Below are 16,353 nucleotides of genomic sequence, written 5' to 3'. Positions count from 1 at the left end.
GACTCGGGGCCTTCACTTTTCAGCACGTCAGGTCAGTGACCGAACGGCTCACTGCTGTTGGCGATCGCCTGCTGTTCGGCGAGAGCGGTGAGCATCTTGTGCTCGTCGTTCTCCTCGATCTCAGCCCAGGTCTCGCCCTCGGCCGCGGGATCGGCCTTGAGGAAGCTACCGGTGCCCGGCTTGCCCGCCGAACCCAGCTTGTTCATCTTCTTGGGCACCGGGGCGCCCTGGTACTCCAGCGGAATCGCGTGGCCGTGGTCGTCGACCCCGCCCAGCGGCTGGTGGATCTCGATGTACTCACCGTGCGGCAGACGCTTGATCACACCGGTTTCGATGCCGTGCTCGAGCACCGCCCGGTCACTGCGCTGCAGACCGATGCAGAACCGGTAGGTCACGAAGTACGCGATCGGCGGCAGCAGCAGCACGCCGATACGACCGATCCAGGTGGTCGCGTTCAGCGAGATGTCGAACTTCAGCGCGATGATGTCGTTGACACACGACAGCGTGAGCACCACGTAGAACGCGATCGCCATGGCACCGATCGCGGTACGCACCGGCACGTCGCGCGGACGCTGCAGCAGGTTGTGATGCGCGGAGGTGTCGTTGGTCAGGCGCTTCTCGATCCACGGGTAGGCGATCAGCAGCGTGAACACCAGGCCCATGACCAGCGCGACCCAGAACACCGCCGGGATCGTGTAGTTGCCCAGGTAGATCTCCCACGGCGGCATCAGACGCGCCATACCGTCGGTCCACATCATGTAGAAGTCGGGCTGCGAACCCGCCGACACCTGTGACGGGTTGTACGGACCGAGGTTCCAGATCGGGTTGATCTGCAGGACACCGCCCATGATGCCCACGATGCCGAGGGTGAACGCGAAGAACGCGCCCTGGTCGGCGGCGAACACCGGGATGATGCGCGCACCGACAACGTTGTTCTCGGTGCGGGCCGGTCCGGGGAACTGGGTGTGCTTCTGGTACCAGACCAGCGCGACGTGCGCGCCGATCAGCGCCAAGATGATGCCGGGCAGCAGCAGCACGTGCGCGATGTACAGGCGCGGGATGATGATGTCGCCGGGGAAGTCGCCGCCGAACATCAGCCAGTGCATCCAGGTACCGACCACCGGGACACCGATGGTGATACCGGAGAACGCGGCCCGAAGTCCGGTACCCGACAGCAGGTCGTCGGGCAGCGAGTAGCCGAAGAAGCCTTCGAACATCGCCAGGATCAGCAGCAGTGAACCGATCACCCAGTTGCCTTCACGCGGCTTGCGGAACGCGCCGGTGAAGAAGATGCGGAACAGGTGGATGATGATCGACGCCGCGAACAGCAGTGCCGCCCAGTGGTGGATCTGTCGGACGAACAGACCGCCGCGCACCTCGAAGGAGATGTTCAGCGCGGTCTCGTACGCCCGCGACATGCCAACACCGCGCAGCGGCTGGTAGGCGCCGTCGTACACGACGTGGCTCATCGACGGGTCGAAGAACAGCGTCAGGTACACACCCGACAGCAGCAGGATGATGAACGCGTAGAGCGCGATCTCACCCAGCAGGAACGACCAGTGGGTCGGGAAGACCTTGTTGATCGACCGCTTCATGAACGCGGCGGCACGATACCGCTCGTCCATCTCGTTGGCCTGGTTGGCGGCCATATCTCCGACACTCATGAACGACGCTCCCAGAAGGCCGGGCCGAGCGGCTCGATGAAGTCGCCCGCGGCGACCAGGAAGCCCTCGGAGTTGACGGTGATCGGCAGCTGAGGCAGTGCGCGGGCGGCAGGACCGAAGACCGGCTTACCCCACTCGGTCGCCAGGAACTGCGACTGGTGGCAGGGGCACAGAATGCGGTTGGTCTGCTGCTCGAACAGCGAGGTGGGGCAGCCGAGATGGGTGCAGATCTTCGAGTACGCGAAGTAATCGCCGAAGTTGAAGCTCTCCTGGCCCTTGCGCTTGATCGCCTTCTCGGCGTCTTCGGTGCGCAGGCGGATCAGCATCACGGCGTTACGGATGCCGCGCAGCGACTGCAGGGTCTCGTGCGAGTCCCCGCGCCACTTCTCTTTCCACGGGAACACGGTTTCCATCGAGCCCGCGTCCAGATCCTCCGGACGCACCAGCACGATGTCTTCCGGGCGACCGGTGTCGCGGCGGATGTAGACGGTCTCGCCCGGGTAGTCCGGGGTCCAGCCCGAGACCCACAGCGGCGACTTGTCGCGCTTGGCCCACGGGTTCTTGATCATGCCGCCGATGAACACCAGGCCGGCACCGATACCGAGCACGCCGACACCGGCACCCGCGGTACCGAGCATCATCTTGCGACGACCCAGCGTGGAGGTGTCCAGCGCGTCCTGCAGCTCGGCCACCAGGGTGCGGCGCTCGACCTCGGGCGACGGGCCGTCGTGGCGCTGCTGGATGGAGATCTCGGCCGGGATGAACTTCTTGCGGATCAACACCACCGCGATGCCGATGACCAGCACCGAGATGCCGAAGGTCAGGCCGATCAGCGGGGTGAACAGCGAGTAGGCCGCGTGGCCCTCGTCGCCGTTGCCCTTCCACTCCCACGGCCAGAACAGGAAGACACCGATCAGCGCGGCGGCGGACAGGCCGGAGATGGCGAACCAGAACGTGACCTCACGTTCGGCGCGCTTCTCGGCCTTGGTGCCCGGCACCGGCCACCGCTCGTTGCGGTAGACAACATCGACGTCGTCGCGCTTCGTGCCGAGCTCCGCGAGCTCGGCGGTCGACATCGCGTCGAGTTCGTCTTCGGTGGGTTCGCGACCCATGTCGCCAATCTCCTGTCCACTCATGATCGGGATCCGATCCACATCGCTGCGCCGACCACGGCGGTGATGCCGATGACCCAGATGGCGAGACCCTCTGTGGCCGGACCGAAGCCGCCCAGATCCCAGCCGCCGGGAGCCTTCTCCTCGGCGGAGTTCCTGACGTAGGCGACGATGTCGCGCTTCTCCTCCGGCGTGAGCTGCCGGTCGGAGAACTTGGGCATGTTCTGCGGGCCGGTGAGCATCGCGTCGTAGATCTGCTGCTCGTTGGCCTCGGCCAGCGGCGGCGCGAACTTGCCACCCGACAGCGCTCCACCGCGACCGGTGAAGTTGTGGCAGGAGGCGCAGTTCATGCGGAACAGCTCCGAGCCACGGGCGATGTCGTCGCCGCGCAGCGATTCCTGCGCGATCTCACCGTTGGCGTCACGGACCACCGAGGGGCCGCCGCCGTTGGCCGCGACGAACGCGCCCATCGCGTCGGTCTGGTGCGCGTCGAACTTGGCCGGCTTGCGCAGCGCCTGGGCGCCGTTGGCGGCCATCGGCATACGACCGGAGGAAACCTGGAAGTAGACCGCGGCCTCGCCCACACCGATCAGGCTGGGACCACGGTCGGGCACACCCTGCAGGTTCGCGCCGTGGCACGTCACGCAGGAGGTCTCGTACAGCTGCTTGCCCTCGCGGATGAGCGCGGACTGGTCCTCGTGCGCGGTGGCGACCTGCGGCGCGGGGGTGAGCGCGGCAGCCAGGAAGCCGGCTCCGACCAAGCCGATCATCAGCGCGAGAGCACCCGCGATACGACGACGGGTGCGACGCTGTTTACGCGCCTTGGCGGCGGCCTGCCCGGTGCCGGGGCCGACGGCGGGCTCTGGGGCCGACGGGGGAGATGAACTCATCTGTGTCCCTTTGGAGTAGACGGAACCGACTTGTGCAAAAGCTTGGTGCGCCAGCGCGCTAGCGGACGAAGTAGATCGTGGCGAACAGCCCGATCCAGACGATGTCGACGAAGTGCCAGTAGTACGACACCACGATCGCGGCGGTGGCCTGGGCGGGGGTGAACTTGCTCAGCGTGGTGCGGATGAGCAGGAACACGAACGCGATCAGACCGCCGATCACGTGCAGACCGTGGAAGCCGGTGGTGATGTAGAAGACCGAGCCGTAGGAGCTACCGGCGATCGTGGTTCCCTCGTGCACCAGGTGGTAGTACTCGTACCCCTGGCCGAACACGAAGAACGCACCCATCAGCAGGGTGATCGTGTACCAGCGGCGAAGGCCGAACACGTCGCCCTTCTCCGCGGCGAACACGCCCATCTGGCAGGTGAACGACGATGCGATCAGCACGGCCGTGACCGGAATCGCGAGCGTCATGTTCAGCTCGGTCGGCTCCGGGGGCCAGTTGCCGTGCGCTTGCGCGCGCGCAACGAAGTACATCGCGAACAGACCAGCGAAGAACATCAACTCGCTCGACAGCCAGATGATGGTTCCGACGCTGACCATGTTGGGCCGGTTCAGCGAATGCACACGCTGAGTAATGGCCGATCCTGGGGTGCCTACTGCGGTCGTCACGGGGTAAGTATGACTCTTCGTAGTACGACACATGTACCCGGGTACGAAAGTTTGTGGCGCGAGTCGGAAAACCCACGCACAGAGGGGGTCTACGACTTCCGTCGGCGTGTTGGCGACGATCGCGCGACAACACATTGTGACAGCGGTTGATGTGGATAGGCTGAGACGCGAGGAGGCGGCGATGGTCGTGGTTCGGATGTGGCGGCGCCTGTTCGGTGGGTCCGCGCAAGCGTTGGATCCCGCGCGCGGGGACCTGGAGGTGGTGGCGTCGAGTTTCGACGACGTCGAGGCGTGTTCGACGGCGTTGGATCGGGCGAGCGAGCTGGATCGGGAGGCCGACGCGGTGTTGCGACACCATCTGCGCCTGCCCGCCGACCAGGTCGACGCGGCGTGTGAGATCGCGGGATACGACGGGTATGAACGCGTCGACAGCGATGCCGCGTCCGGGGACTTGGTTCCGATCATCTTGCAGCGAGTGCAACGACTGGATCCGCTGACCTGTTCACAGGAACGCTCGCGCATGGCGGGCCTCGCGCAACGCCACGACGGGATCGCCGACGGGTGGGACGCCCTGCAACCGCCGCGTACAGCCCCTTAAACTTGCCCGAACGGCGCAAAAGACATTGCGCCACCTCCGCGGTGCCCGATCTAGTAGTGGCGCAACGGTGTCGTCGAAGGAGAAGCAGAGCGAATGAGCGTGCGCAGCTGGCCCCAGGTGCTGGGAACCCTCGCCGACGGTGGCGACCTGGCCGCGGACGACACCACCTGGGTGATCGACGAGATCTTCACCGACAACGCCACCGCCGCCCAGATCGCCGCGTTCGGCGTGGCCATGAAGATCAAGGGGCCCACACCCACCGAGCTGGCGGGCATGGTGGCCGGCATGCTCGGGCACGCGAAACTGGTGCGCATCGACGGTGACGCGGTCGATGTCGTGGGCACCGGCGGGGATCGTTCGGGGTCGGTGAACATCTCGACCATGTCCTCGGTGGTCGTGGCCGCGGCCGGAGTGCCGGTGGTCAAGCACGGCAACCGGGCGGCGTCGTCGAAGTCCGGCGGTGCCGACGTGCTCGAGGCACTGGGTGTGAAGCTGGCGCTGGGTCCGGAATCGGTGGCGCGGTCGGTGCGCGAAGCCGGGATCGGGTTCTGTTTCGCGCCGCTGTTCCACTCCGGGCTGCGGTTCGCCGGGGCCGCGCGCAAGGAAATCGGCATTCCGACCGTGTTCAACGTGTTGGGTCCGTTGACCAATCCGGCGCAGCCGCGCGCGGGGCTGATCGGGTGCGCGTTCGCCGATCTGGCGCCGGTGATCGCGGGCGTGTTCGCCGCGCGGGGATCCAGTGCGCTGGTGGTGCGTGGGCGCGACGGCCTGGACGAGATCACCACCTCCGACCTCACCGATGTGTGGGTGGTCAGCGGTGGGCGGATCCGTCAGACGGTGCTGGATCCCACGGTGCTTGGCATCGCCCGCGTGGATCTGGCGGAACTGCGCGGCGGGGACGCCGAGGTCAACGCCAGGGTCGCGCGGGAGGTGTTCGCGGGGACGCCCGGTGCGGTGCGCGACGCGGTGCTGCTGAACTCGGCCGCGGCGATCGTGGCCTATGACCTGTCGCGCGGGGTCGGCGACGTCGATGCCGATCTGGACGCGGCACTGGCCGGTGGGCTCGAGCGCGCCGCCGCCGCGGTGGACAGCGGCGCGGCGGCGAAACTGCTACAGAGCTGGGCCGAACTCACCCAGGTGCTCGACGAGCGCTGAAAGCCCTACTCCCCCAACGAGAATCCGGCCTCGACATCGTGGCTGGCGTAGGACTTGAACGCGATATGCGTGGTGGTGTCGACCACGCCGTCCACCTTGTCGATGCCCTCGGTGACCACGTCGGCGATGCGTTCGAAGTCGCGTACGCGCACGATCGCGATCAGGTCCACGTCGCCCGCGCAGGAGTACACCTCGGTGACGCCTTCGGTGTCGGCCAGTGCCTGCGCGGTCTCGGGGATGCGAGAGCTCTGCGCCTGGATCATCACGATCGCGGTAATCATGGGATCACTCTAGAACTTCCACGCCCGCGGTGGCAGCTTTGAACCGTCGCATCAGGTCGTAGCTCTTCACACCCGGTGCGGTTTCCAGCGAACTGGACACGTCGACGCCGTAGGGGTGGTGTCGGGCGATCACCGCGGCGACGTTGTCGGGGTCGAGGCCGCCTGCCAGCACGACTCGGCCCGGTTGGGCGCGCACCCAGTCGGGGAACTCCTCGAACACGCCGGAGCCCGCGCTGGCGTCGTAGAAGAAGTACTGACTGGTCTGGTCGGGTTCGGGTGGGGTCGCGGAGCAGAAGGCCAGGTTCGGCAGGTCGGCCCACTGGTAGAGCTGGACGACGTCGAAGGCATCGGCGACATCCGCGACTTCTCTTGCTTCCAGTGCGACGGCGAAGGTGGTGATGCGGCCGCGGGCGTAGTCGGCCAGCGCGCGGGCCTGTTCGGGGGTGCGGTAGCGCTTGCTCTTGGTGGTGGTCATGACGCCGATCGCGGAGTACCCGAGCTCGACGGCCCAGTCGATCTGCTCCTCGGTGGTCAACCCGCACACCTTCACGAACATTCGCCGCTACTCCTTATCTCTGTGCCCGCCGCCCGCGGGTCGTGGTCCATGATCCAGGATCGCCCCTTCGGCCGACTCCAGCGGCTGCACCCGCCGAACTTCCACCCCTTGCATTTCTCACCGTTCGGCCAGGTATTGCTCTTCGGCACTCTTGGTGGTCGCGGCCGTGCGCGCGAGTTGCGCCCAGCCCATCCAGCGCGCGGCGCCGTGGAGGGGTTCGCAGTACCCGTCGCTGGTCCGCACGATCCGTGCACCGGGTTTGGCCAGCCACCGCGCGATGACGCCGACTTCCTCCGGCGGCGCACCACGCAGCGGCGGGACGTCGTGGTCGGGCTGCATAGATGCGAGGTCGCCTGCATCGGTGGGCAGATGGGTCCGGACTTCCGACCTATCACCCGTCTCGGGGATCACCGTTTCGGCGGCGGCCACGATCTGGTCGACCAGCGCCATCGGTGGGGTGCCGCGGGCGGCGGTGCCCGCGGAGGCGAGGCGGCCGTAGCGGATGACGGAGAATTCCCAGCCGCCCGCACCGTCGGGCAGCGCGATGATCAGCTCCGCCAGGCGAGCCAGCGCGGCCAGTCGCTGGGTGCGGTGCAGTCGGGTGACCACAGTGGCGGTGCGATCGCGAAGCCGGGCGGCTGCCTCGAAATGCTGTGCGGCGGAATAGGTTTCGATGCGATCGATCATGGATCGAAGCAGAGCGTCGGAACGCCCGGTGAACAGATCGCGGACCGCGTCGACGGCGGGTGCATACCTGACCGCGTCGAGATCACCGTCCTGGCGCGCGGCGGAGCACCCACCGACGACCGCGGGCGGACAGGTGTGTTTCGCCGCACGCGACAGCCGAGTCGCGCACGTCCGCATCCCCGCGAACTCTGCGATGATCAACCCCACCTCCACGGCATCGGCACGAGAAGTGAACGGCCCCACCGCCGTTCGAGTCGGCGTGCGCACCGCGATCAATCGAGGGAACGCCTCGTCGCTGAGCGTGAGCCACCATCCCCGCTTCGGGAACTTCGACCGACGGTTGTACGGCGGCGCGTGCGCGGCCAGCAACCGCAACTCCCGCACCCCCGCCTCGAGCCCGTGCGCGCACACCACGTGATCGACCCGAGTCGCCAGCGCCACCATCTCTTTCATCCGGCCGCGAGTCTCCGAACCGGTGAAGTAATTGCGCACGCGCCGACGCAGATTTACCGCGGTCCCTATATAGAGGACTTCATCCGACGGTCCACGGAACAGATACACGCCCGGTGAGGCAGGCAGATCGGTCGCGAAAGTGCGCTTGGCGCGCTGGGTTCCGGTGACGCCGGGCAGATAGTCCAGCAGTTCGGTCAGGCTGTGCACGCCCTGATTGCCGACGCGTGCGATCAGCGCGTGCAACACGTCGACGGTGGCGCGGGCGTCATCGAGCGCGCGGTGCGTCGGCGTGACCGACGCACCGAGAATCCGGGCCAGCACCCCGAGCTTCGCCGACGGCGCCTCATCGCGCGTGAGCACCCGCCGCGCCAACTTCACCGTGCACAGCACCTGCGGGTTGGGCCAGGCGATGTCCTGCCGTGCCGCGGCGGCTTTGAGAAAGGCGGTATCGAAGCGCGCGTTGTGCGCCACCAGCACCGCCCCCGCCGCGAACTCCATGAACCCCGGCAGCACCTCCGCGATCCGCGGCGCCCCATAAACCATCGCGGTGGTGATCCCGGTGATCTGCACGATCGCGGGCGGTATCGCGTACCCCGGATTCACCAACGTCGCGAACTCCCCCAACACCTCTCCCCCACGCACCTTCACCGCCCCGATCTCGGTGATCGCATCCCGATCAGCGCTGGTCCCGGTCGTTTCCAGGTCGACAACGACGAAAGTGGTGGCATACAGCGGCGTATCGAGCTCATCGAAGGCCAGCTGCCGCGCGGCGGCTGGGAGCGGAACGGGATCGGGCACGGCGAGCAGCGTAGGGCGGGGGTCCGACAGACTCGCCGCGTCCGAGCGGTTCACCCCTCCGACGATCGATGTCAGCGCCGTCCGTCGAACCGACGGCAGGTCGGCGATCAGCCGCCCGGCGACGTCCATCGCGGTGCGCCCGTCGGCGCCACTGTTATCGGCGCGCGCAGATCACCGGGCACGAATGTCTCGGAATGTCGAGGCTGCGACGGCGGCGCGAAAAGTGGAGAGTTCACCAGCTTCGCCAAGAACAACATGGCCAGGACGATCACGGCACCGACAACCCCGACCATTCTGAATGCCGCGCGCACCTTCGACTGGACGGGCTCCTGTGAGCGCCGCGCCGGTCGACCAGGGTGCCGCACCGGATCCGTCCCGGCCGCAGGAGCTGGTGCTCGTGCGGGCGAGCCGCCGTCAGCAGGCGAAGAGCTCGCTGAGTCGAACGCATCGGCAGGCTGGTCGTTGCCCGACCTCGCGGCCGCGATCCACGCCAGCAGATCACGCACGCGAGACCCGAAGCCCGGGTCGATCTCGGCAGCTCGCCGCAACCACAGGTCCGCTCGAGCCAACTCGCCTCGGTGCGCTGCGTCGTAGCCGAGCAGAAACAGCGCTTCGGCATCATCGGGATCCAGTTGCAGCGCGCGGTTGATCGCCTGCCGCCCAGCCTCACAGAAGTCGGGCTCTTGCCCGTCCCAGAGGATCTGTCCCCGCAAGCGATGGAGGTCGGCGTTGTCGGGTTCGAGTTCGAGCGCGGTCTCGATCGCCGCTATCGCACCGGGCTTGTCGCGATGCCGGACCGCCAATGCCAGCGCCCGATATGCCCCCACGCGTGTCGGATCCAGCTCGAGGCAGCGACGCGCTGCCACGATCGCCGCTTCCTCGTGCTGGACCGCGCGGGGGTCATCACCGGCACGCTCGGCCGAGACGCCCTCGACGATCGCGACGACCTCCCAGGGGACCGCGAAGTCCGGCCGCAGCCGGATGGCGTCCCGTGCCACCTCGGTGGCACGGGAATATTCGCCGGTCTGCATCAAGGTCACGGCCAGCATGGCGACTGCCACGACGTTGTCGGGCTCGGCGGCGACCACCTGCGCGAACTTCTCTCGGGCGGCCTCGTGACGCCCGAGTTTTTCCAAGACCATCGCCCGGTCGAACTCCACCGATGTCATCGACGTCCCTTCAGATACCGCGCCAGCTCGTCATAGCTGCCGTCACCGTTGGCGAATTCGACCACATTGCGGGCAGATTCGAACCACGCCCCCGTGCTCGCCCGGATCTGAGCCAACGCCGCTTGCACGTCCGGCATGCCGATCGGGCGCACCTCACCGGTGCGCATCGAGTCGGCCATCGCGAGTTGGGTGGCCGAGGTGCAGACGTGGGCGAGGTCGGCGCCGGAGAGGCCGTCGGTGTGGGTGGCGAGGGCGTTGAGGTCGATGCCTGCCACGGGGCGCTCGCGCAGGTGGTAGTGCAGGATCGATTTTCGGGCGGCGAGGTCGGGGAGGCCGACGAAGATCATCCGGTCGAAGCGGCCGGGTCGGCGCAGGGCGACGTCGACGTCCCAGGGGTGGTTGGTGGCACCGAGCACGAACACGCCGTCGTTGCTGTGGGTGGCCGAGTCCATTTCGGTGAGCAGCTGGTTCACGACCGTGCGCATGCCCGAGGACGCGTGCATCTGACTGCGTTTGTGGCCGAGTGCGTCGACCTCGTCGAGGAACAGCACGCAGGGGGCGTTGCGCCGGGCCAGCTCGAAGACGCTGTGCAGGTTGCGTTCGCTGGCACCGATGTAGATGTCGAGAATGTCGGCGATCTCGATCGGGTAGAAGTTGGCCCCGAGCTCACCGGCCACCGCCGAGGCGATGAACGTCTTGCCGCAACCGGGCGGGCCGTAGAGAAGAAGGCCGCCGCGCGCCGACGTGCCGAAGGCCTTGGCCAGTTCGGGATTGCGCAGCGGGCCGAGCAGCGTGAGGTCGAGTTGCCGCTTGACCTCGGCCATGCCGCCGACATCGGCCAGTCGCAGGGCGGGGCGTTCGACGGTGGCGGCGTCGTCCTCGGTGACGAAGTCGGTGGGCACGCCGTGCACGAACGCCGGTTCGATGATGTCGCCGACTTCGTGTTCGGCGGCGGCCCAGTCGAAGCCCGACGGTGCCGCGGCGGCGGTTTCCTGAGCGGGAGAAGCGCCGGACAGCGCCGTCGTGCACCGCGTCATCAACCCCAGGACCTGCGCGTTTCCCGGATCATGGCCGAGCGCGACCCCACAGTGTGCCAGTCCATCGGCATAACGCTGCCGCTCGATCAGCAGCTCGATGACACACACGCGCAGCGCGAGCACCTCCGGACTGCGATCCAGCATTGTCAGCATGTCGGTCAGAACCTGGTCGTCGGCCACCCGCGCCCCCTTCGAACTGCGAACATTCGGCCGTACCTTAACTGCCACAATGGTTTTCCGCCGAGGCGATGGGACCGGACCGGACCGCTGCGCGACGCGGGGCAACGGGGCTCGGGATCTTCTGTGCCGGGATTTCGGTGCGAGGGTTTCGTTCTGATCCGAACAAAATGCCCAAGATCAAACTCAAAAGTGACCGGGCTCACACATATTGGAAATTCACATGAATTCCTAAGATTCCAACGGGTAATCGGCCTTACCGGTCGGCGGGTGCCGGAGTCGGCGGCGCGCCGCCCGCGCGGTGAGCCACGCAACACACCCCGCGCGAGCGCTTGTTACGTACGCCACCTGCGCATTCACCGATTCCCTTCGGGAAAACGCCCGAGAAGACGGCGCCTCCGACGCGCCGCTAGCACCGAAAAATCTCGGCTGACGCGACCTGGCGTTATCGTTTCGTGATCGGGTGTGACCCAGCTCGCACCCATTCTTCGGCGATATCACCCAAAACGCCCTTTGGACCCATGTCCGACTTTACAAACCCCCGTGATGTCTTCGTAACCTTTTCGAGACCTCACGGAGTCCCGCCGACCGGAAACGGCTAGCGAGACGAAGCCCGCCGCGTCATACGGATGCGTCGTCGTGGGGCAGATTGGAAGTTCCGCATCATGGCGAACAACACCGTCAAGCGTCAGGCGCAGCGTGCCGTTGCCGTCGGAGCCGTCGGCGCTGCCACCATCGGCGCGTTCCTCCTGCCGATCGCCCCGGCATCGGCGACGCCGGTGACCGTGCCCGGCATCGGCACCTTCGAGGTTCCCAACGAGATCCCCCTGCCCCAGGGTGTGCCCGGCATCGAGATCCCGGCCGCACCGCCGGTGTTCACCGCACCGCGCGCCACCGCCGCCGACATCGCCGTCGACGCCGCGCTGAGCAAGATCGGCTCCCCCTACGTCTACGGCGCCGCGGGCCCCAACGCCTTCGACTGCTCGGGTCTGGTCCAGTGGGCCTACGCCCAGGCAGGCGTCGACATTCCGCGCACCAGCGGTGCCCAGCTGGGTGCGGGCACCCCGGTGTCGATCGACGCCCTGCAGCCCGGCGACATGGTGTCGTTCTACGGTGGCGGCCACTCCGGCCTGTACACCGGCGACGGCAACGTCGTGCACGCCTCCACCGCGGGCACCCCGGTCCAGATCGCCTCGGTGTCGTCGATGCCGTTCGCGGGCGCTCGCCGCTTCTGAGTCGACGCGGGGTACGGTGCGTCGTTCACGGGGAAGGGCGCACCGTCACCGCCGGTTCAGCGGAAGTCCAGCCTCGCTGGACACGGGCGCATACTGTTCCGTAACCTGATCGAGACCTTCTCGGCTGACGGGAAGTTCGCGCTGCGGTATGCGCTGGAATCGGCGACAACGAGAGAACGGGGCACGGGGCACTGTGACTGCACACCACCGGAACTCACGCGTCACGCGTGGTCTGGCCGGGACCCTGTCCGCCGCGATCCTGGTGTGCGCGATCTACTCCGCGGGCCCCTCGGTCGCCGACCCGGTCGCCCTGCCCACCACCGCCACGGACGCGATCACCGCGATGGTTGACCTGTCGCACCGGTCCGAGCAGCTCAATCAGCAAGCGCTGAACGCCCAGATCGATCTCGACGCGAAGCTGGCGACGCAGCGCGTGGCCGACGACAAGGTCGCCGCCACCACCGCGGTCGTGGAGGCCGCCCGCGCCGAAGTGCGCAAGTTCCAGCCGATGATCGACCGCACCGCCGTGGCCGCCTATACCGGCGTGCGCACCAACAGCATGTTCGCGGTGCTGTCCAGCGGTTCGCCGCAGCAACTGCTGGACAAGATGTCCACCCTGGATGTGCTGGGCCAGCAGACCGCCGACACCGTGCGCCAGTTCAAGCTGGCCGCCGACGCCGCCACCGCCGCGGACACCGTCGCCCGCGCCGCCGCCGACACCGCGCACGCCGCGACCGCCGCCGCCGATGCCGTGCGCATCGACGTCGACCGCAAACGCCAGGAGCTGGCCACCTCCACGACCCAGGTGGTCGAAGCGTGGAGCCAGCTGTCCGCGCGCGACAAGTCCGCGCTGGCCGGTTCGCCGTTCCCGCCCGGTTTCGACCGTGATTCGCTGCTGGCCGGGCTGGTCCCCGGCAGCGGCACCAGCGCGTTGGCCGCCGCGTTGACCCGCGTGGGCGATCCGTATGTGTGGGGTGCCACCGGCCCCGATCAGTTCGACTGCTCCGGTTTGGTGCAGTGGGCGTTCAAACAGGTCGGAAAGAGTGTGCCGCGCACCAGTTCTCAGCAGGCCAGCTATGGCACGCCGGTGTCCAAGGACGAGCTGCTGCCCGGTGACGTGATCCTGTTCTATCCCGACATCACCCACGTGGGTATCTACGCGGGCAACGGAATGATGGTGCACGCCTCCACCTTTGGTGTGCCGGTGGCTGTCGCGCCGATCAACACCACCCCGTACCACTCGGCCCGGCGATACTGAGCGGCACCGGTGACCGATCCGTTCCCTCGCCCCGGCCTGCGTTCGTGGTTGTCGTCGAACGGCAGACTCGAATTCTGCATCACCCTCGCCTCGGTCACCCTGTTGACCGGGGCGTGCGTGGCCCTGATCCTGGTGCCGCGCAACGCGGGTCCGCTGCAGCTGGCCACCGATGAGGCCGAGGTGCTGGGCACGTCGACCGCGATCGACAATCCGCGCCTGAGCTCGGTGCGCCGCGACCTGCAGCCCTACGGCCCGATCCTGGTACGTGAAGTCGACGCCTCGCAGGCATTGCTGGTGGCGCATCCGAGCCATCGCGCCGACCTGGATGTGCTGGAACATCAACTGCCCCCGGCCATTTCGGATGTGAGCCAGGTGTGGGGCACCGACTGGAACCGCGCGCCGGTGGTGGTCGTGGCGGGCAGCCCGGCCGAGTTCACCGCGCTGACCAGGTCCGCGGGCACCACCGCCGCCGACGTGGCCGCGGTGTCGCTGACCGGGTCCTACACACCAGGCACGCAACCCACCGACCAGCGCGTGGTGTTCAACCCCGACGCGCGCCGCCGAGTCGGCAACGAAGGTCTGGCCACGCTGTTGCGTCACGAGCTCACCCACGTCGCGACCAGGGCCGATACCGCCGACGGCGCGCCGCTGTGGATCCTCGAGGGTTTCGCCGAGTACGTGGCCCAGCGCACCCAGGGCAGCACTTTCTCTCAGATCGCGCCCACCCTGACCACCCGGTTACGCGCGGGCACGCTGCCCACCGACTTCGTCGTCGACGCCGATTTCACCGGTGTCGACGCGGCCTACGCGTACGAAAGTGCTTGGAGCGCTTGCGCATACCTGGCCGACCGGTACGGCACCGCCACGCTCACCGCGCTGTACAAGCAGCTCGCGACCGGCCCCAAGTCCCCCGCGGCGCAAGATGCCGTGTTCACCGATGTCCTGCGCGCCTCGCGCGCGGAGTTGCTCGACGGGTGGCGTGCCTGGTTGCGCGGCCACGCCGTCTGACCGGTTAGGTTGTTCTCTTATGGCTCGAACTCTGCTGGTCACCAACGATTTCCCGCCGCGGCCGGGCGGAATCCAGTCCTATCTGCAGGCGCTGTCGCATCAGCTGCCGCCCGAGGATCTCGTCGTGTACGCGCCGCGCTGGCGTGGTGACAGCCACGAGAAGTTCGACGCCGCGCAGAAGTTCCAGGTCGTGCGTCACCCGTCCACGCTGATGCTGCCCACCCCCGCGGTGATCAAGCAGGCCGGCGCGCTGCTGCGCGAACATCAGTGCGACACCGTGTGGTTCGGTGCGGCCGCACCGCTGGCGGCGATGTCGCCGATGCTGCGCCGCGCCGGTGCGCAGCGCATTCTGGCCAGCACGCACGGGCACGAGGTCGGCTGGTCGATGCTGCCGGGTTCGCGCCAGGTGTTGCGGTCGATCGGCGAGCACACCGACGTGATCACCTACGTCAGCAAGTACACGCGCGGGCGTTTCGCGTCGGCGTTCGGCCCGCACGCGGCCCTGGAACACCTGCCGCCCGGCGTCGACCCCAGCGAATTCCGGCCCGATCCCGCCGCCCGCGAGGAGTTGCGGGCCCGCTATGGGCTCGGCGACCGGCCGACGGTGCTGTGCCTGTCGCGGCTGGTCCCGCGCAAGGGCCAGGACATGCTGATCGTGGCGATGAACGAGATCCGCGAGCGGGTGGACGGCGCGGTGCTGGTGATCGCGGGCGGCGGCCCGTACGAGCCGCGGCTGCGCGCGTTGTCCGAGGCGCTGGGCGTGCAGGACAGTGTGGTGTTCACGGGCAGGGTGCCTTCGGGCGAGCTGGCCGCGCACCACACCCTCGCCGACGTGTTCGCGATGCCGTGCCGCACGCGCGGGGCCGGCCTGGACGTCGAGGGCCTTGGCATCGTGTTCCTCGAGGCGTCGGCCACCGGTGTGCCCGTGGTCGCCGGTGATTCCGGTGGCGCCCCCGAAACCGTGCGCGAGGGCGAGACCGGGCTGGTCGTGCACGGCCGGTCGGTGTCGCAGATCAGCGACGCCATCGTCGAACTGCTCACCGATCGCGACAAGGCCGCCGCGATGGGTGCCGCGGGTCGCGCGTGGGTGGAACAGAACTGGCATTGGGATCGGCAGGGTGCCCGCTTGCGGGAACTGCTGCGGTGACACCCCGGCCGGTCGCGGGTGTGGCGTCTACTACGCTGCACCAGGTGAGCAGTATCCAGGTCGCCGATCAGACTTTCCTCGCCGCCCCCGGCACCGCGGTCGCCCCGGTGCTGTGCGCCCCGAACAACTGGCAGCGCTGGTGGCCCGACCTGCGCCTGGACGTGCGCGAGGACCGCGCCGACAAAGGCATCCGCTGGACCGTGGCGGGCGCGCTGACCGGCACCATGGAGGTCTGGCTGGAAGCCGTCCCCGACGGCGTGATCCTGCACTACTTTCTGCACGCCGAACCCACCGCCGCGGAGTCGAAGTCGGCCCGCACCCTGGCCGCCGCCAACCGCTCCCGCCGAGTAGCGGGCCGCAACATGGCCTTCGAACTCAAAGCCCGCCTCGAAGCAGGCCGCCCCGCAGGTGTCGCCCCCGCAGTCGCAGCACTCCACTGATTCAGAGAATAGGGATTC

At 67.8% G+C, this 16,353-nt stretch carries 16 protein-coding genes; 7 read left to right on the top strand and 9 right to left on the bottom strand.

The features are described from left to right. Positions 1–32: 32 nt before the first annotated feature. From ACFWU5_RS11140 to ACFWU5_RS11125, 4 genes are read right to left on the bottom strand one after another with little or no spacing between them, the layout of a single operon-like run. The gene (locus ACFWU5_RS11140; protein ID WP_379244166.1) at positions 33–1,664 is read right to left on the bottom strand and encodes a cytochrome bc complex cytochrome b subunit; all 1,632 of its coding nucleotides are present in this window, start codon (positions 1,662–1,664) and stop codon (positions 33–35) included. Next, positions 1,661–2,800, bottom strand: coding sequence for a ubiquinol-cytochrome c reductase iron-sulfur subunit (locus tag ACFWU5_RS11135; protein WP_379267011.1), 1,140 nt, complete (start codon positions 2,798–2,800; stop codon positions 1,661–1,663). Before ACFWU5_RS11135 ends, ACFWU5_RS11140 begins: the two co-directional genes overlap by 4 nt. After that, on the bottom strand, positions 2,797–3,666 hold the full coding sequence (locus ACFWU5_RS11130) for a c-type cytochrome (RefSeq protein WP_379244162.1): 870 nt from the start codon (positions 3,664–3,666) through the stop codon (positions 2,797–2,799). The genes ACFWU5_RS11135 and ACFWU5_RS11130 overlap by 4 nt, the downstream gene beginning before the upstream one ends. Positions 3,667–3,724: 58 nt before the next feature. Beyond that, a complete protein-coding gene (locus tag ACFWU5_RS11125) occupies positions 3,725–4,336 on the bottom strand; it encodes a heme-copper oxidase subunit III (RefSeq protein WP_379244160.1) in 612 nt (203 codons plus the stop codon). Between the two features lie 181 nt (positions 4,337–4,517). Here ACFWU5_RS11125 and ACFWU5_RS11120 point away from each other — a divergent pair, with 181 nt between their 5' ends. Beyond that, on the top strand, positions 4,518–4,934 hold the full coding sequence (locus ACFWU5_RS11120; RefSeq protein ID WP_379267010.1) for a hypothetical protein: 417 nt from the start codon (positions 4,518–4,520) through the stop codon (positions 4,932–4,934). Between the two features lie 93 nt (positions 4,935–5,027). Then, positions 5,028–6,089, top strand: coding sequence for an anthranilate phosphoribosyltransferase (gene trpD / locus ACFWU5_RS11115; protein WP_379267009.1), 1,062 nt, complete (start codon positions 5,028–5,030; stop codon positions 6,087–6,089). Positions 6,090–6,094: 5 nt separating this feature from the next. Here the strand turns inward: trpD and ACFWU5_RS11110 are convergent, their stop codons facing one another. The 5 genes from ACFWU5_RS11110 to ACFWU5_RS11090 form a co-directional block, all read right to left on the bottom strand. After that, the gene (locus ACFWU5_RS11110) at positions 6,095–6,370 is read right to left on the bottom strand and encodes an Lrp/AsnC family transcriptional regulator (protein ID WP_379244154.1); all 276 of its coding nucleotides are present in this window, start codon (positions 6,368–6,370) and stop codon (positions 6,095–6,097) included. A gap of 4 nt (positions 6,371–6,374) precedes the next feature. Beyond that, complete coding sequence (locus tag ACFWU5_RS11105; RefSeq protein WP_379267008.1) at positions 6,375–6,926, bottom strand: hypothetical protein; 552 nt, start codon at positions 6,924–6,926, stop codon at positions 6,375–6,377. Positions 6,927–7,043: 117 nt separating this feature from the next. Further along, positions 7,044–8,864, bottom strand: a complete 1,821-nt coding sequence (locus tag ACFWU5_RS11100; RefSeq protein WP_379267071.1) for a DEDD exonuclease domain-containing protein — start codon at positions 8,862–8,864, stop codon at positions 7,044–7,046. 107 nt (positions 8,865–8,971) lie between these two features. Continuing rightward, positions 8,972–10,033 carry a tetratricopeptide repeat protein gene (locus ACFWU5_RS11095; RefSeq protein WP_379267007.1) on the bottom strand — a complete coding sequence of 354 codons (1,062 nt, stop codon included), beginning with the start codon at positions 10,031–10,033 and terminating at the stop codon, positions 8,972–8,974. Further along, positions 10,030–11,250 (bottom strand): ATP-binding protein, encoded by a 1,221-nt coding sequence (locus ACFWU5_RS11090; RefSeq protein ID WP_379267006.1) that lies wholly within the window; start codon positions 11,248–11,250, stop codon positions 10,030–10,032. The genes ACFWU5_RS11095 and ACFWU5_RS11090 overlap by 4 nt, the downstream gene beginning before the upstream one ends. A 662-nt stretch (positions 11,251–11,912) precedes the next feature. Here ACFWU5_RS11090 and ACFWU5_RS11085 point away from each other — a divergent pair. The 5 genes from ACFWU5_RS11085 to ACFWU5_RS11065 all read left to right on the top strand — a co-directional run bounded on the left by ACFWU5_RS11085 (position 11,913) and on the right by ACFWU5_RS11065 (position 16,335). Further along, positions 11,913–12,482 (top strand): C40 family peptidase, encoded by a 570-nt coding sequence (locus tag ACFWU5_RS11085; RefSeq protein ID WP_379244145.1) that lies wholly within the window; start codon positions 11,913–11,915, stop codon positions 12,480–12,482. Positions 12,483–12,675: 193 nt separating this feature from the next. After that, complete coding sequence (locus ACFWU5_RS11080) at positions 12,676–13,740, top strand: NlpC/P60 family protein (protein ID WP_379244143.1); 1,065 nt, start codon at positions 12,676–12,678, stop codon at positions 13,738–13,740. Between the two features lie 9 nt (positions 13,741–13,749). Then, positions 13,750–14,748: a hypothetical protein gene (locus ACFWU5_RS11075; RefSeq protein WP_379267005.1), complete on the top strand. Its 999-nt coding sequence runs from the start codon at positions 13,750–13,752 to the stop codon at positions 14,746–14,748. A 19-nt stretch (positions 14,749–14,767) separates the two neighbouring features. Continuing rightward, positions 14,768–15,895, top strand: coding sequence for a glycosyltransferase family 4 protein (locus ACFWU5_RS11070; protein ID WP_379267004.1), 1,128 nt, complete (start codon positions 14,768–14,770; stop codon positions 15,893–15,895). A gap of 44 nt (positions 15,896–15,939) precedes the next feature. Beyond that, a complete protein-coding gene (locus ACFWU5_RS11065) occupies positions 15,940–16,335 on the top strand; it encodes a polyketide cyclase / dehydrase and lipid transport (RefSeq protein WP_379267003.1) in 396 nt (131 codons plus the stop codon). Positions 16,336–16,353: the final 18 nt, after the last annotated feature.

Source organism: Nocardia sp. NPDC058640, from assembly GCF_042716995.1.
In the GTDB taxonomy this organism is placed as follows: domain Bacteria; phylum Actinomycetota; class Actinomycetes; order Mycobacteriales; family Mycobacteriaceae; genus Nocardia.
Note: the sequence above shows the minus strand (reverse complement) of the source record. Positions and strands in the feature narration are given on the sequence as shown.

What these genes read in the sequence shown, in the direction of transcription:
- ACFWU5_RS11140 (WP_379244166.1), bottom strand. Translation starts at nt 1,664, where the DNA reads ATGAGTGTCGGAGATATGGCCGCCAACCAGGCCAACGAGATGGACGAG.
- ACFWU5_RS11135 (WP_379267011.1), bottom strand. Translation starts at nt 2,800, where the DNA reads ATGAGTGGACAGGAGATTGGCGACATGGGTCGCGAACCCACCGAAGAC.
- ACFWU5_RS11130 (WP_379244162.1), bottom strand. Translation starts at nt 3,666, where the DNA reads ATGAGTTCATCTCCCCCGTCGGCCCCAGAGCCCGCCGTCGGCCCCGGC.
- ACFWU5_RS11120 (WP_379267010.1), top strand. Translation starts at nt 4,518, where the DNA reads ATGGTCGTGGTTCGGATGTGGCGGCGCCTGTTCGGTGGGTCCGCGCAA.
- trpD (WP_379267009.1), top strand. Translation starts at nt 5,028, where the DNA reads ATGAGCGTGCGCAGCTGGCCCCAGGTGCTGGGAACCCTCGCCGACGGT.
- ACFWU5_RS11110 (WP_379244154.1), bottom strand. Translation starts at nt 6,370, where the DNA reads ATGATTACCGCGATCGTGATGATCCAGGCGCAGAGCTCTCGCATCCCC.
- ACFWU5_RS11105 (WP_379267008.1), bottom strand. Translation starts at nt 6,926, where the DNA reads ATGTTCGTGAAGGTGTGCGGGTTGACCACCGAGGAGCAGATCGACTGG.
- ACFWU5_RS11095 (WP_379267007.1), bottom strand. Translation starts at nt 10,033, where the DNA reads ATGACATCGGTGGAGTTCGACCGGGCGATGGTCTTGGAAAAACTCGGG.
- ACFWU5_RS11085 (WP_379244145.1), top strand. Translation starts at nt 11,913, where the DNA reads ATGGCGAACAACACCGTCAAGCGTCAGGCGCAGCGTGCCGTTGCCGTC.
- ACFWU5_RS11070 (WP_379267004.1), top strand. Translation starts at nt 14,768, where the DNA reads ATGGCTCGAACTCTGCTGGTCACCAACGATTTCCCGCCGCGGCCGGGC.